General features: G+C 33.4%; 15 protein-coding genes. 6 read left to right on the top strand and 9 right to left on the bottom strand.

Translation table 11 applies throughout. From position 1 onward, the window contains the following. Positions 1 to 158: 158 nt before the first annotated feature. Positions 159 to 1,271 (bottom strand): lipid-A-disaccharide synthase, encoded by a 1,113-nt coding sequence (lpxB, locus tag VB796_RS01545; protein ID WP_323344747.1) that lies wholly within the window; start codon positions 1,269 to 1,271, stop codon positions 159 to 161. 105 nt (positions 1,272 to 1,376) lie between these two features. Then, positions 1,377 to 1,799, bottom strand: a complete 423-nt coding sequence (locus VB796_RS01550) for a 6-carboxytetrahydropterin synthase (RefSeq protein ID WP_323344748.1) — start codon at positions 1,797 to 1,799, stop codon at positions 1,377 to 1,379. Positions 1,800 to 2,197: 398 nt separating this feature from the next. Between VB796_RS01550 and rfaD the strand changes: the two genes are divergently transcribed. Then, entirely contained in the window at positions 2,198 to 3,163 is a 966-nt protein-coding gene (rfaD, locus tag VB796_RS01555) for an ADP-glyceromanno-heptose 6-epimerase (protein ID WP_323344791.1), read from the top strand. A 90-nt stretch (positions 3,164 to 3,253) separates the two neighbouring features. Here the strand turns inward: rfaD and VB796_RS01560 are convergent, their stop codons facing one another. Further along, on the bottom strand, positions 3,254 to 3,469 hold the full coding sequence (locus VB796_RS01560; RefSeq protein WP_323344749.1) for a helix-turn-helix transcriptional regulator: 216 nt from the start codon (positions 3,467 to 3,469) through the stop codon (positions 3,254 to 3,256). Between the two features lie 207 nt (positions 3,470 to 3,676). Beyond that, entirely contained in the window at positions 3,677 to 3,889 is a 213-nt protein-coding gene (locus VB796_RS01565; protein WP_323344750.1) for a helix-turn-helix transcriptional regulator, read from the bottom strand. 612 nt (positions 3,890 to 4,501) lie between these two features. Between VB796_RS01565 and VB796_RS01570 the strand changes: the two genes are divergently transcribed. Then, on the top strand, positions 4,502 to 4,906 hold the full coding sequence (locus VB796_RS01570; RefSeq protein WP_323344751.1) for a hypothetical protein: 405 nt from the start codon (positions 4,502 to 4,504) through the stop codon (positions 4,904 to 4,906). A gap of 91 nt (positions 4,907 to 4,997) precedes the next feature. Beyond that, on the top strand, positions 4,998 to 6,644 hold the full coding sequence (gene pgi / locus VB796_RS01575) for a glucose-6-phosphate isomerase (protein ID WP_323344752.1): 1,647 nt from the start codon (positions 4,998 to 5,000) through the stop codon (positions 6,642 to 6,644). A 186-nt stretch (positions 6,645 to 6,830) separates the two neighbouring features. On the opposite strand, the gene VB796_RS01580 is transcribed toward pgi, so the two are convergent. The 3 genes from VB796_RS01580 to hisS all read right to left on the bottom strand — a co-directional run bounded on the left by VB796_RS01580 (position 6,831) and on the right by hisS (position 11,409). Next, a complete protein-coding gene (locus VB796_RS01580; RefSeq protein ID WP_323344753.1) occupies positions 6,831 to 8,279 on the bottom strand; it encodes an energy transducer TonB in 1,449 nt (482 codons plus the stop codon). Positions 8,280 to 8,403: 124 nt separating this feature from the next. Continuing rightward, a complete protein-coding gene (locus tag VB796_RS01585) occupies positions 8,404 to 9,804 on the bottom strand; it encodes a TonB family protein (RefSeq protein WP_323344754.1) in 1,401 nt (466 codons plus the stop codon). Between the two features lie 246 nt (positions 9,805 to 10,050). Beyond that, positions 10,051 to 11,409, bottom strand: coding sequence for a histidine--tRNA ligase (gene hisS, locus VB796_RS01590; RefSeq protein WP_323344755.1), 1,359 nt, complete (start codon positions 11,407 to 11,409; stop codon positions 10,051 to 10,053). A gap of 318 nt (positions 11,410 to 11,727) precedes the next feature. Between hisS and VB796_RS01595 the strand changes: the two genes are divergently transcribed. After that, complete coding sequence (locus VB796_RS01595) at positions 11,728 to 11,883, top strand: hypothetical protein (protein WP_323344756.1); 156 nt, start codon at positions 11,728 to 11,730, stop codon at positions 11,881 to 11,883. 109 nt (positions 11,884 to 11,992) lie between these two features. On the opposite strand, the gene VB796_RS01600 is transcribed toward VB796_RS01595, so the two are convergent. Together VB796_RS01600 and VB796_RS01605 are read right to left on the bottom strand one after the other, a co-directional pair. Then, on the bottom strand, positions 11,993 to 12,370 hold the full coding sequence (locus VB796_RS01600) for a hypothetical protein (RefSeq protein WP_323344757.1): 378 nt from the start codon (positions 12,368 to 12,370) through the stop codon (positions 11,993 to 11,995). Between the two features lie 50 nt (positions 12,371 to 12,420). Beyond that, complete coding sequence (locus VB796_RS01605) at positions 12,421 to 12,954, bottom strand: hypothetical protein (RefSeq protein ID WP_323344758.1); 534 nt, start codon at positions 12,952 to 12,954, stop codon at positions 12,421 to 12,423. A gap of 43 nt (positions 12,955 to 12,997) precedes the next feature. On the opposite strand from VB796_RS01605, the gene VB796_RS01610 reads away from it, so the two are divergent. Beyond that, positions 12,998 to 13,756, top strand: coding sequence for a DUF1080 domain-containing protein (locus VB796_RS01610; protein ID WP_323344759.1), 759 nt, complete (start codon positions 12,998 to 13,000; stop codon positions 13,754 to 13,756). Positions 13,757 to 13,970: 214 nt separating this feature from the next. Then, complete coding sequence (locus VB796_RS01615) at positions 13,971 to 14,738, top strand: class I SAM-dependent methyltransferase (protein ID WP_323344792.1); 768 nt, start codon at positions 13,971 to 13,973, stop codon at positions 14,736 to 14,738. Positions 14,739 to 14,804: the final 66 nt, after the last annotated feature.

The following is a 14,804-nucleotide window of genomic DNA, read 5'->3' on the forward strand; positions in this document are numbered from 1 at the left end:
CTCATAAACTCTAAACTCTAAACTCATAAACTCTAAACTCATAAACTCTAAACTCTAAACTCTAAACTCTAAACTCTAAACTCTAAACTCATAAACCATTTACTCATAAACTCCTTAACTCATAAACCATTTACTCATAAACCCATAACTCATAGACTCTACACTCCCATAACTTCCTTTACCATCAACATTCCCGCCCGTTCAGAAGCTCCTTTTTCACCTAATATATTTTTAACTTCAGCATATCCCTCCAACTGTTGCTGACGAGTAGTTTGATTGATAGTAATTTTAGACAATTCAGTTGTTAGATTTTCTTTTGTCAAATCATATTGTAATAATTCTTTCACCACTTCACGCCCAGCAATTAAGTTTACCAACGACACAAACGGAACACGAATTACTCGTTTGTAAACCTGATATGCTGCCCAACCTCCACGATAACAGACAACTTGCGGAATATTAAAAAGAGCCGTTTCAAGTGTTGCTGTACCCGATGTTACTAATGCTGCATCAGCTACCGAAAGTAAATTATAGGCATCGTCCAATACAATTTTAACAGGAAAAATAGATTGCCAACGAGCATACAATTCTTTAGGAAGATTAGAAACCGCTCCGATAACAAATTGATAATCAGGAAAGTCGTACACCTGAGACATCATTAAGGGTAACATCGTTTCTACTTCCTGTTTTCTACTTCCTGGTAATAAAGCAATAATCGGTTTCTGTCCTAAACGAGCTTCTTTTCTGAAATTTTCAACAGGCGTAAAATCAGCAATGGCATCAAAAAGTGGATTTCCAACGTATTCAACTTCATAATCATACTGCTTGAAAAAATCCTTTTCAAACGGAAAAATTACAAATAAATTATCGACAAATTTCTTGATATTTAAGGCTCTTGATTGATTCCAAGCCCAAACTTTTGGGGAAATATAATAGAAGGTTTTGAAACCGTTAAGCTTTGCGAATTTGGCAACTCGCATATTAAAACCTGCATAATCAATCAGAATGACCACATCGGGTTGAAAACTTTTAATGTCTTTCTTACAAAAAGAAAGAAAACCTAAAATAGTAGGAAGATTTTTGACAACTTCAAAAAAACCCATAAACGCAAGGTCACGGTAATGCTTTACCATTTCAGCTCCTGCCGACTGCATCATATCACCACCCCAAGCACGAATTTGAGCATCAGGGTCATGTTTGCGAATACCTTTAATCAGATTTGAGCCGTGTAAGTCACCCGAACGTTCTCCTGCAATAATGTAATATTTCATTTTCAGTTAACAATTAGCAGTAAACAGTTAGCAGTAAACAGTTAGCAGTAAACAGTCGGTAGTATATTTTCTACTGTTTACTGATAACTGCTAACTGTTCCCTGTTTACAGTCCCCCAAAGTATTCTACAAAATTCTTCTGCGTTTCTACCAATTTCAAACAATGTAACTTCGCTGTTTTTGAAGCTGATTCTACTTGTGGAGCGAGAATTTTCCAAATTTCGATGACAAAAATCTCACAACTTGCCATTTTCCCTTGCATGAAATCCACGTCAAGATTGATGTTTTTGTGGTCAACTTTCTCAATAATTTCTTTTTTGATAATATCTCCTAATAACTTTAAGTCAATCACAAAGCCAGTATCTGGGTCTGGGTTTCCTTTTACAGTAACGATAAGTTCAAAATTGTGTCCGTGCCAATTGATGTTTGCACAAGGTCCAAAAACCTCTTGATTCTTCTCTTCTGTCCAATTTGGATTATAAAGCCTATGAGCGGCATTGAAATGTTCTTTACGAGTAACGTAAACCATTGTTTTCAGTGTTTAAAATGTGAAGGCATGATTGGGAAAACATTAGCAATCAAATACCTGAATATTCCTTAAAGAGCTAACAAGAAGTTCTAAACAGTGTTTAAATTTCTTGTTAAATAACGCTACAAAATTACAATGAATTCGATTCTCAAAAAAATAATATATTCAACATTATTATAATATCATAGAATTGAAAATAGTCGCAACAATCACTTTCAACGTTTTTTTGAACAAAAAAGAGAATAGTATTATTTATTGAGTAGAAAAACTCATAGATTCTTAGAAAATTTATATTTTTTCAAAATATCGTGTATAGTTTAAATCGAAACTTAATGATAATTTTGAAAGTTGTTTATAATTACCTAACACGCATAAATACAATTTATCCCCACTACTTTATGATTATTGTTACGGGTGCCGCAGGGTTTATCGGAAGTTGTCTAATTCAAAGATTGAATCAAGATAATTTTAACTACATAATTGCAGTTGATGATTTTTCTGACGAACAGAAAAATAAAAATCTTGATGGCAAGAAAATTCAAGAACGAGTTGACAGAGAGCATTTCTTTGAATGGTTAGATAATAACTATCAAGAAGTAGAATTCTGTTTTCATATCGGAGCAAGAACCGATACAACGGAGTTTAATGTTGATATTTTCAACAAATTAAATCTTAATTATTCAAAGAAGATTTGGAAAAAATGTCATGATTACCAAATCCCGATGGTATATGCTTCTTCAGCAGCTACTTATGGTATGGGTGAATTTGGTTATGATGATAACGAATCATTAATTCCTCAATTGAAACCATTAAATCCTTACGGAGATTCTAAAAATGATTTCGATATTTGGGCATTAAAACAAGAAGAACAACCTTTCTTTTGGGCAGGCTTAAAATTCTTTAATGTTTATGGCCCAAATGAATTTCATAAAGGACGTATGGCTTCTGTGATTTGGCATACTTTTAATCAAATCAAAAAAACAGGTGGTATGAAATTATTTCGTTCGCACAATCCAGAATTTAAGGACGGCGAACAAATGCGAGATTTTGTCTATGTAAAAGATGTAGTGGAAGTTTGTATGTTTTTAATGCACCACCGTCGCAACTCTGGTATTTATAATTTAGGGTCTGGGAAAGCTCGTACTTTCTTGGATTTAGTAAAAAATACCTTCAAAGCATTAGGAACGGAAGAGAACATTGACTTTATCGATACGCCCGAAGACATAAGAGATAAATACCAATATTTTACTGAAGCAAATATGTCTAAACTAAAATCAATAGGTTATGAACGCCCTTTTCATACGTTAGAAGAAGGCGTTGCTGATTATGTCAAGAATCACTTGATTACAGAGACATATTTTTAATATACAATAAGGATTTGAAATAGCAAGGAACAAAATGTTTCTTGCTATTTTTTCAAACAATAATTTTCTAAATATACATTTAAAGCACCCTTACTCTCTATCATAGATTCCCCCAACAAGTTCTTCAAGTGTTAAACCAAAGACCTCTGATAATTTTTGAGCTTCTAAGACATCTGGAATAGAATTGTCACTCTCCCATGCAGATATTTTACTCTGAGATGGAATATTTATTAAGTGAGCTAACTCTGTTTGGGATAGCTTGTTTTTTAAACGTAGATTTCGGATTATAGTTCCAAGAGATTGCATACAGTTAGGGTTGTAAAATTTAAAATAACTAAGGATTGAGTATTGGCGTAGCTTTAGTTTTTTTCATCAAAGATGAAATTTACATCAGCCTTATTCTATAAAAAATCACTCTTTCAATTACAAAAACCATTTATGTACTTTACCTTTTAAGAAAAGACGATTTAATGAATCATCTTTTCTCATATCATTTAGCTACTGTGTTTAATGCTAATCATCAACACTAATATCTATCAGCTCTCCAAGACTTAATTTAAATACTTGAGCTAATTTTAAAGCTTCAAGTACATCTGGAATACTATTTCCACATTCCCAGGCAGATATTTTACTTTGGGAGGGAATGTTAATCAAATGTGCCAGCTCTGTTTGAGATAGCCGATTTTTCAATCGTAGGTTTCGGATGGCGGTCCCGATTGTTTTCATAAATAAGAAATTTGATTTTTAAGAGTTGAATTGTACTATAGAATATGTGAATTTAAGCACAAAACAGTTATAGTTCCAATGCAAAACTCAATGAAAAATTACTAAAATCACAAATTATCTATTTATAGATAGGTTTTACCCGAAATTAGATTGGAATAGCAACCAAAAACAATAATATTTGTTTAAGAAACTTAATAAAAAGTAAAACTTTATTTTTTGTCAAGTTTCTTAAATTAAACAAACACCTTGATTTGTTTAATCATGCGACTAAAAAATTAAACAAAATTATATTTACTCCTAAGCCATTTCTCCATAAATTACCACTCAATATTGCTATTATATTCTTAGAAAATCTGACAAATTACCCATAGCGTCATTCAAATTTCTATAAATATCTAACCATTCAAAAGTCTTACCATTCAAAGAAGTTTTCTGGTAAATTCTTATGCTTTTAGGCAATAGAATTAATACTATATAGTTTATAGGCTTTGTATATTTTAAACCATTTATATTCTATTAATTATTATGAAATCGAACCTTACTTCCCCAAACTGCTTTGTATGTTTATGTATTATGCTTTTTTTATATTGTTGTCCTATTTATTCGCAAAATATGCCATCTGTAAAATGGCAAGTTACTAAGGAAATTCAGAATAAAGAGATAAACTTAGTCTTTGCTTTTAAAATAGATAATGATTGGTCAATGTATGCAATCAATCCTGATACTATTTCTCCGAAAATATCAGCACGGATAAATTTCCAGGCAAACAATGACTGTTTCTATACAGTTGGACAAACGACTTCTCAAACTGCAATTGTAGAGTTTGACAAAGAGTTAAACATGAATACTGCTTATTTTATGAATGAAGGTGCATTTAGTCAAAGAATTGTAAAAAGAGGCAATTGTTTAATCAAAGCTGAAATTTCATATATAGTCAGTAAAAAGTATATGACAGAACAGGGCGAAGAAGGCATAATATATAGGGTTAAAGATATTTTATTGATTCCATTGGATTAAAGAGAAATTAATAGCTAAATGTTCTACCAAAATGGCAAATACGATTCTCTTTTTGTAAATTTGAAACTCATTTATATACAAAAAGCTAATCATGTTAAAATCTATCCCCTTCGACCAAACGCACGCTTTCTCGCTTTTAACAAAACACAAAGCCGAGTTAGCCGAAACCTCTATAAAGGAGCTTTTCAAGAATGATTCAGAACGTTTCAATAAATTCTCTATCAATTTTGAAGATATTTTGGTTGATTATTCTAAAAACTTACTTACCGACAAAACAAAAGCAACTTTAATTGCTTTGGCAAATGAATGTGAGTTGGACGATGCTATCGAGCGTATGTTTACGGGAGATACCATTAACAAAACAGAAAATCGTTCTGTACTTCATGTGGCTTTGAGAAATCGTTCTAATTCGCCAATTGCCGTGGATGGAAAAGATGTGATGCCTGAGGTAAATGCAGTTTTAGAAAAAATGAAAGGTTTTTCTGAAAAAGTGATTTCGGGTGAGTGGAAAGGATATTCAGATAAAGCAATTACAGATGTTGTAAATATTGGTATTGGAGGTTCAGATTTAGGCCCTGTAATGGTCACTGAAGCATTAAAACCTTATAAAAATCAATTAAATCTTCACTTCGTTTCTAATGTTGACGGAACGCATATTGCGGAAGTTTTCAAGAAAATAAATCCAGAAACAACTTTATTTTTAATTGCTTCTAAGACTTTCACAACGCAGGAAACAATGGCTAATGCTCATTCGGCACGTGATTGGTTCTTGGCAAATGGTGGGTCGGCAGAATCTGTGGCAAAACACTTTGTGGCAGTTTCTACCAACGAAAAATTAGTGACAGCTTTCGGTATTGATGCCAATAATATGTTTGGTTTCTGGGACTGGGTTGGTGGTCGTTATTCACTTTGGTCGGCTATTGGTTTGTCAATTATTCTTTCGGTTGGTTTTGAGAATTTTATTGAACTTTTGGAAGGAGCTCATGCGATGGATAAACACTTCCGCACAGCTGATTTCAACGAAAATATCCCTGTCATTTTAGCTCTCTTGGGCATTTGGTACAATAATTTTCACGGTGCTGAAACACAAGCTATTTTACCTTACGACCAATATATGCACCGTTTTGCAGCGTATTTCCAACAAGGAGATATGGAGTCGAATGGGAAGTATGTAGGACGTGATGGAAAAGCGGTTGACTATCAAACAGGCCCTGTTATTTGGGGCGAACCTGGTACAAACGGGCAACACGCATTTTATCAATTGATTCATCAAGGAACAAAATTAATTCCTGCCGATTTCCTTGCTCCTGCGGTTTCTCACAACCAAATTGGCAATCATCATACGCTATTATTGTCAAATTTCTTTGCTCAAACAGAAGCATTGATGAATGGCAAAACGTTGGAAGAAGTAGAGGCTGAATTTGTAAAAGCAGGAAAAACACAAGCAGAAATTGAAGAATTAGCTTCTTTCAAAGTATTCAAGGGAAATCGTCCGACAAACTCTATTTTGTTTAAACAATTGACTCCGAGAACTTTAGGAAGTTTAGTAGCGATGTACGAACACAAGATTTTTGTACAAGGCGTTATTTGGAATATTTTCAGTTTCGACCAATGGGGCGTTGAGTTAGGCAAGCAATTAGCTAATCAAATTTTACCAGAATTGTCTGGAAGTGAAGCTGTTGCAAGCCATGATTCTTCAACAAATGGTTTGATAAATGCTTACAAGAATTGGAGATAATTTTTATAATGTAAAAATATCATACTACATTTAACAAGCAACATCCCGAAAGTTCAAACCCTTAACGGAATGATTTCGGGATGTTGAAACCCACAAATTAAGTACAATGATGAATTACGAATTATCAATGGTTTGTGGGATTTTAAAATAGTGTTTTATTTTGTCCCATTACTTAGATGATTGTAATTAATTGCTTAGTTGAAAATTTATTGGAATAGTCAATTTACTTCTATAAGGTTTTCCTCTCTCCGTTCCAGCTTTCCAATTTCCACTCGAAGCCTGTAATACTCGAATAGCTTCTTCGTCACAACCAAAACCTACACTTTTCAGCACATTAAAATCACACAGAGTTCCATCCGTACAAACGGTAAATTGAACATAAACTTTACCACTCACATGAGCTTTTTGTGCTACAGTAGGATATTTCAAATTATTCATTAGATGTCCTGCAAACTTCCCCATACCTCCTAAATATTCAGCATATTCTTCAATTCTTGTGTATGGAGTTTCGATATCATTGGCATAGGATACACCACTGATAAGCTTATTATGTTCGATATTTTCTCTATAAACTATTTTTCCTGTTTTACTTTTTGCAACCCACTCTCCCTCTTTCATTCCATCGATAATTTTGCCAGAAACAACTTCAATATTATTGCCATATCCTTCATAAAATACAGCATCCCCATTCCCATCTTTTACAATTTGAGTTCCGAGCGAATCCCAAAGCGAAATTATTTTTCTTCTACTTACACCTACTTCGTAACTACTATCTCTTTTAATCAACTCTTCTGTCTCAATAGATTTAATTTGTCCGTTAGCCAACCAATCATAACAAACTTTTTGTGTTTTTGTAATAATCCATTCTTTTTTTATCCGTCCATTGGGAAAATACGAACATCTCCCAAATGTACTTAACATTGAAGATGGTGATATAGAGACGGTATATTGCTTTGAGACATCAACCATCTGCCCATTTGAATAACGTTTATGTTCAATTATTGGAAAAGTCTCTACTTGCTTTGTTCTAAAAATATATTGCTTGTAATTGATGTTTTCATCTTCAAATATTTCACGATGATGATATTCTGAGCTATCAATTTGCAAAAGCCCTAATTTCATTTCTTGCTCAGGATTTTGTCCTTTCAAATCAAGAAAAACAATATTACTTCTAATAATTCCTGTTAGAGTATCTACCAAATATTTAGACACATATCTGTAATCTTCTTTCTTGAAAGTTTTCTTTTTATTAGCATCGTAATACTGATTAACAGAACCTTTGGTATAATTAATTTTACCAAAACTACGAAAAGGGACATCAAGTATTATTTCTTTTTCGCCGTTCATTTTTGACTTTAATAGTCTGTTATTCAATAATTTAACAACCCTCAAAGCCTCCTTATTACAATCTTCTCGACGACCTTTCACTATTTCGTATTTAATGGGAGAACCTAAATCGTTAGTTGTAACACGAATGGACACCGTATCTTTAATACCCTCAACTTCTGCCATAAATGGAATTTGAACGGTTGATTCGATAAATCTTAGGATTAAATTTGGCTCAGTTATAAAATCTTGAGCGAAAGAGGAAGTAATAGAAAATAGGAGAAAAAACAATAATGGTGTCTTTTTCATGATGTAAATTTTCGAGTTTAAATTGGTTGAACAATTCTCAAAAATAAAAATAATTACATCACTTACAAATAGATGGGTATAGACTTGATAATTTCGTACAATTATCAAGTCTAAATGCAGTATTTTAGCGTGATAATTGATAATTTATTGGAATAGTAAATCTACTTCTGACCGTTCTTCCACGTTGTTTTCCAGGCTGCCATTTACCACTTGATGCTTGTAAAACACGAATTGATTCTTCGTCGCAACCAAAACCCACGCCTTTCAAAACTTTATAATCACACAGTGTTCCGTCGGTACAAACCACAAATTGCACATAAACTTTCCCGCTTACATTTGCTCTCTGTGCCGCTGAAGGATATTTTAAATTTCCTTGTAAAAAATTGGCAAAACCTTGCATTCCACCTTTAAACTCTGCCTGAACAGAAGGGTTTTCGTAGGTAGTTGAGTCTTTCTTCCAATAGGCAACTCCATTTATACACTTTCCATTTTTATAAATTTCACGGTATTTAAGTTCTCCGTTGGGGCTTTTTCCAATCCATTTGCCTTCAAAAAAACCGTCTTTGATTAATCCAGCATGAATTATCATTTTTCCACCTCTGCCTTCATAATATTCATCCCAACCTTGTCCATCTTTCACAATCTGCGTTCCAAGTGTATCCCAAACAGCTATAATTTTCTCAATTGTTTCTGCTTTAATTCTTTCGGTTACCTTTACATAAGCCATTTGCCCATTAGCAAACCAATTATAATCTGTTATTACCGTCTTTTTCCCATCATCCACTACTTCACTTTCCTGCTTAATTCTTCCATTTGGGAAATAACTATAATGTTTATCTCCACTATGCGATATAAGCATCTGACCATTTGAATAATATCCACCCATAACGTCTTTGAATTCACTATTTGTGGAAGCTCTAAAATAAAACATTTTCAAAGAATCAGCCGCATTTTCGAAAAATGTGGGTTCATATCTATCCAAACTATCTATTCTTAAAAACGCCTTTCCAATTGGTTTTAGTTTGGTTTTATTAATTTCAAAATAATCAACATCACTCATTACTCTTCCTGTCAATGAATCAACAAAATATCTACTGGCATATTTAATTTCTTCTTGATTAGTAGTTGGTTTATGTTTTTTATCGTAATAATCTATCAGCAATCCATCTTTATAAAAGATAGGTTTTACGTTAAAAAATGGCACTTCGAGCAACATTTTCTTTTTTCCATTCAAATTATCTTCTAACAATTTATTACTTAATAATTTGACAACTCTTAAAGCTTCTTTATCACAATCAGGTCTAAGATTTTTTACAATTTCGTACTGTTTTGAATCGCCATTTCCAAGCGTTATTTTAACAGTAACAGTACCTTGCACGTCAGCAACACGAGCCATAAATGGTATTTGTACCGTTGCTTCCACAAACCTTTGAATTGAATAATAGTCTTCAGGAGAAGTTGTGTTTTGGGAGAAAATGGGGGAAATAAAGCTTAGTAGGTAAACAAATAGAATTAGCTTTTTCATGTGAGAGTTTCGTATTTATGATTGGTTGAACATTTGCCAAAAATAAGAAGAAACAATGTAGGGACAAATAAAAAAGGCTTGATAAATTTGAAACTTATCAAGCCTTTTCTTGAATACGCTGTTTAATAAGTTTTCTGAATAATTTTCACCCTAAAATGTTTGATTGGAGAACTTCCCGAAAGTTTTAGAACTTTCGGGAAGTTTAAATAACTTATTAAACAGGTTCCTTTTCTAAAAACAGCTTCTTTAAGCTAATTTACTCAAAATGTCATCAAAGCTCAATTTTTCTTGTTCACCAGAAATCATATTTTTGAGCGTTAAAATTCCTGTATTCATTTCATCTGAACCGATAATACACACGAACTGAATCTTCTTTTTATCAGCATAATCCAACTGTTTTTTAATTTTGCAAACATCTGGATAAATTTCTGTATTTACTCCAGCCAGACGGGCTTTTTGCAATAATGGAAGTGCATAATTCAGTTCATTTTCTCCAAAATGACAGAATAACAACTTTGTCGTAACTGATTGATTTTCAGGAAACAAATTCAATTCCTCCATTACATCATAAATTCTATCGACACCAAAAGAAATACCTACGCCCGATAAGCCTGGCACACCAAAAGTACCTGTCAAATTATCGTAACGACCTCCACCTGTAATTGAACCAATTTGAACATCAAGAGCTTTTACCTCAAAAATCGCACCTGTGTAATATGATAGGCCACGAGCAAGCGTAATGTCTAATTCGATATTATTTTCAGAAACGCCAAAAGCTGAAAGATACGTCCAAACTTGTTTTAATTCGGCAATTCCTTTTTGACCGATTTCCGAATTTTGGAATAATTCTTCTAACTTCAAAAACTTCTCTTGATTCGTTCCTGAGATTTCAAAAATTGGGTCAAGTTTCGATAAAGAATCCGTTGAAAAACCCTTTTGAGCTAATTCTTCCAATACTTTTTCTTTCCCAATTTTATCTAATTTATCAATCGCAACTGCCAAAGTTCCCTCCTCTCCTACCGCTCCAATCGCTTCTGATAGTCCAGTTAAAATTTTACGATTATTGATTTTTAGCATGAAATTGATACCCAATTTCTGCATCACTTCATGAATCATCAACACAATTTCAGCCTCACAAATCAATGAATCTGTTCCTACAACGTCGGCATCGCACTGGTAAAATTCTCTGTAACGTCCTTTTTGGGGACGGTCGCCACGCCAAACGGGTTGAATTTGATAACGCTTGAAAGGCATTGCCAACTCGCCACGATTCATCACTACGTAGCGAGCAAAAGGAACGGTTAAATCATATTTTAGCCCCTTTTCAGAAATTTTTGTGGTCAATTTTTTATATCCTTCCTCTAAATCAGGTTGTCCAATTTTCTCCGAAAAATTACCCGAATTCAAGATTTTGAATAATAATTGGTCGCCTTCTTCTCCGTATTTACCCATCAATGTTGAAAGGTTTTCCATTGCTGGGGTTTCGATGGGCTGAAAACCAAATTTTTCAAAAACAGACTTAATTGTTCCAAATATATAATTTCGTCGAACCATTTTCTCTGGTCCAAAATCCCTTGTACCTCTTACTACGCTTGGTTTACTCATTGATTTGTTATCTTATTTTTATTATTTCAACGTTACTAAATGCCTTATTCTTACAAAATTACAAAACCTCAAAGGTTTTATGGCATTTAGTAAATAATTATCCATTTTTTATAAAAAGAGTTTAATTGGGAATATTCAAAACACCTTACAAAAATCAACACAAAATACTAAAAACCAACTACTTACAATAAAACATCCATTAACAACTCATAATTTACAGCTCATAACTTATAATTCTTCCAATGATAAAGCCCTTTAAGTTTGGTAGAAAAAGAAATAATCCCTAATTTTGCACCTCAATTTAAAACTCTGTTCGCAATGGCTGTTACAAGACTAAAAAGAAAAGACAGAAGAAACAAGGCTATAGCCACTAACAAAGTCAATGCAATTAAGTTTTTGACTACAACACCTGAAATTAAATTGGTGGACGTAGAAGCAATAAAAGCTGAATTTGCTGCGAAGGCTGCGAAGTAATTTTGTACAATTTCTTCTAAGAAACAAAAAACCCATCTCAAACGGATGGGTTTTTCTTTTTTTCAACTTTTAGAAAATAGAAGTTTTAAGCTCTAAATCGTAAATCAACCTACTTTTCTTTTCCTTTCTTATCTTCTTTTGTTCTCAGGACTTCACCTAAATGATTGACTTTTTTAATATGACGTTGAAGCTCTTTTTCTTGCTTATTCAGTTTCTTATTAATATCCATTAGCACTCTAAACCGTATTGCTTGACCAAAGAAAACTAAGCCTAAAATAGTCAGAATAAAACCATAGACTCCCCAAATAAACCATCTTGCAAAATTTATAGTTGGGTCAGTTTTTAGAGCTGTTGCATTGCCGATTCCTATAATACCAAAGCCAAACAATAAAAGTCCAGCAATAGCACAAAGAATCCATTTCGTTCTTAGTGGCATTTGTTTTACTAATCTTTGTCCAGGAGCTTTTTTAGGAATATCAGGTTTCATATTGGTTTTATAGTAATTACAGTTAGTTTAATATTTGTTTAAATTTTACTTCATTGCCAAAGACTTCCGAGCAGTTTTTCAATCGTCCTAAATTCATTATTTAATGTAGTAGGAATGGATTTATTAGAATAGGTAAAGCCGTGTTCTTGCCACAAGAAAATAGTATAAAAATCAGTTTGATAGATAGCTTTTGCTGTTGTTCTTAATAACTGTACTTTATCGTTCGGAAGCCTTTTCTCAATAGTCATCAAAAAATATGCCTTCGTTTTCATCATTAATATTTTTTTTCCACCAACAGTCTTAGAAACAATGTTAGTATTGGATTCCAAACTTTTTAATGCTGATTGTGACAAAAAAACATTTTCCGTTCTTTCGATATAAAAATTACTTCCATTAGCTCGCATCGTCCAACCTTTAAGCAACTGATTTTTAGCCAATTGAATTTTGGAATCCTTCAAGATTGTATTCATATCTAAATATCTAAAATCGCCCGTTTGAGCATTTAGAGAGACAGAACTAATGGTAAAGAAGCACAATAAAAATAATTTTATGGTGTTTATTTGAGAAATTATTGACTTAAACATAATTTTATATTTCAATATTACTATAAACTAACAAAAACATTCCATGAAAATCAATAAAAAAGTAATTTTTACGGCTTTAGTAACTGTTTCATCATTGGGTTTACAGGCTCAAGATACTCGTTTTACACAGAAAAACCCTGATAAACCAGAAGCAACAGAATTCATGGATCCAGAAGTTAGAATAGTTACTCCAAGTACAGTTCCTTCTGATGCTATTGTATTATTTGATGGCAAAAATCTTGAACAATGGGAATCTACAAAAGACGGTAGTGCTGCAAAATGGAAAGTTGAAGATGGTGTTATGACTGTTGTTGGCGGTGCTGGTGGAATCTCAACCAAAAAACTTTTTGGCGATTGTCAATTACACATCGAATGGCGTTCACCAAATGAAGCAGATGACAAAAAAGGGCAAGGAAGAGGAAATAGTGGTGTTTTCTTACAAGGAATTTATGAAGTGCAAGTTTTAAATTCTTACCAAAACCGCACTTATCGTAATGGTCAGGCAGGTTCAATTTACAAACAAACGCCTCCGTTGGTAAATGCAACATCAAAACAAGGAGATTGGAACGTTTATGACATTATTTATACTGCTCCTAAATTCACAATAAATGGTGGTATTGAAACGCCTGCTTACGTGACTGTGATTCATAATGGTATTGTGGTTCAAAACCATACAAAAATTCAAGGTGTGACCAATTATATTGGGCAACCTACTAATCCCGTTCATGGAAAAGCTCCAATTCACTTACAAGACCACGGAAATGCCGTTAGTTTTAGAAATGTTTGGATTAGAGAAATGTAGAAATCTGTGAATAATTTAAGCGAAAGGCGATTGGCGAAAAGCGAATACCACAGAATATTGACTTCCCAAAAGTAAAAACTATATTTTGGGTGATACCAGCGACAAACCGCCCTAAATATTTTCAGCATATCAATATTTGAAATTTTATTCCCGTGCGAGAGTGCGGGAATATTTTTTTATCTTTGCGGAAGAAAAATTTATCAAAAAATAGATGATTAAGAATATAATTAGCTGGACACTCAGAAACATTCCACGAAAATACATTCAATTGGTAGGTCATTTTGCTACTAAAACCTACGGAATTCTCCTCTCTGGAAATAACGTTGAATGCCCAGTTTGCCACTCAACTTTCAGTAAATTCTTGCCTTATGGACGTTTAGAACCAAGAGAAAACGCTCTTTGCCCAAGTTGTCTTGCTCTGGAACGTCACCGTTTGATGTATCTGTATTTACAGGAAAAAACCAATTTCTTTAAAGATAACCTCAAAGTTCTGCACGTTGCTCCAGAATATTGTTTCATCGACCGTTTTGAGAAAATGAAAAATCTGGACTATATCACGGCTGATATTGAGTCGCCATTGGCAAAAGTAAAAATGGATTTACACCATATTCCGTTTGAAGAAAATACTTTTGACGTAGTATTCTGTAATCACGTTTTAGAACACGTAGAAGACGATATTCGTTGCATGGAAGAAATGCGTAGAGTGTTGAAGCCAAGCGGATTTGCCATTATGCAGTCACCACAAGATTGGGCTTTAGCAACCACTTTTGAAGACAAAACCATTACTGACCCGAAAGAAAGAGAACGTCTTTTCAAGCAAGATGACCACTTTAGAATTTTCGGGAAAGATTATAATAAACGTCTCGAACAAGGCGGTTGGCACGTTACGGAAGACAAGTTTGTCATGGAAATGCCCGCTGAAAGAGTAAAAAGATTTGCCCTTCCGAAAGAGGAAATTATTTATTTGTGTAAGAAGAAATAAAGAACGGAGCCATATACTTGAAAATGCAAAATTTTAAAATTGACATTAAATAACCGCTGACGGGGT

Source organism: Arcicella sp. LKC2W (assembly GCF_034931005.1).
GTDB lineage: Bacteria > Bacteroidota > Bacteroidia > Cytophagales > Spirosomataceae > Arcicella.

Bases quoted from the DNA above. Each gene is read 5' to 3' on its own strand.
- VB796_RS01605 (WP_323344758.1), bottom strand. From the start codon at position 12,954: ATGTTTAAGTCAATAATTTCTCAAATAAACACCATAAAATTATTTTTA.
- VB796_RS01595 (WP_323344756.1), top strand. From the start codon at position 11,728: ATGGCTGTTACAAGACTAAAAAGAAAAGACAGAAGAAACAAGGCTATA.
- VB796_RS01560 (WP_323344749.1), bottom strand. From the start codon at position 3,469: ATGCAATCTCTTGGAACTATAATCCGAAATCTACGTTTAAAAAACAAG.
- VB796_RS01565 (WP_323344750.1), bottom strand. From the start codon at position 3,889: ATGAAAACAATCGGGACCGCCATCCGAAACCTACGATTGAAAAATCGG.
- VB796_RS01580 (WP_323344753.1), bottom strand. From the start codon at position 8,279: ATGAAAAAGACACCATTATTGTTTTTTCTCCTATTTTCTATTACTTCC.
- VB796_RS01600 (WP_323344757.1), bottom strand. From the start codon at position 12,370: ATGAAACCTGATATTCCTAAAAAAGCTCCTGGACAAAGATTAGTAAAA.
- rfaD (WP_323344791.1), top strand. From the start codon at position 2,198: ATGATTATTGTTACGGGTGCCGCAGGGTTTATCGGAAGTTGTCTAATT.
- VB796_RS01585 (WP_323344754.1), bottom strand. From the start codon at position 9,804: ATGAAAAAGCTAATTCTATTTGTTTACCTACTAAGCTTTATTTCCCCC.
- VB796_RS01610 (WP_323344759.1), top strand. From the start codon at position 12,998: ATGAAAATCAATAAAAAAGTAATTTTTACGGCTTTAGTAACTGTTTCA.
- VB796_RS01570 (WP_323344751.1), top strand. From the start codon at position 4,502: ATGCCATCTGTAAAATGGCAAGTTACTAAGGAAATTCAGAATAAAGAG.
- lpxB (WP_323344747.1), bottom strand. From the start codon at position 1,271: ATGAAATATTACATTATTGCAGGAGAACGTTCGGGTGACTTACACGGC.
- pgi (WP_323344752.1), top strand. From the start codon at position 4,998: ATGTTAAAATCTATCCCCTTCGACCAAACGCACGCTTTCTCGCTTTTA.
- hisS (WP_323344755.1), bottom strand. From the start codon at position 11,409: ATGAGTAAACCAAGCGTAGTAAGAGGTACAAGGGATTTTGGACCAGAG.
- VB796_RS01550 (WP_323344748.1), bottom strand. From the start codon at position 1,799: ATGGTTTACGTTACTCGTAAAGAACATTTCAATGCCGCTCATAGGCTT.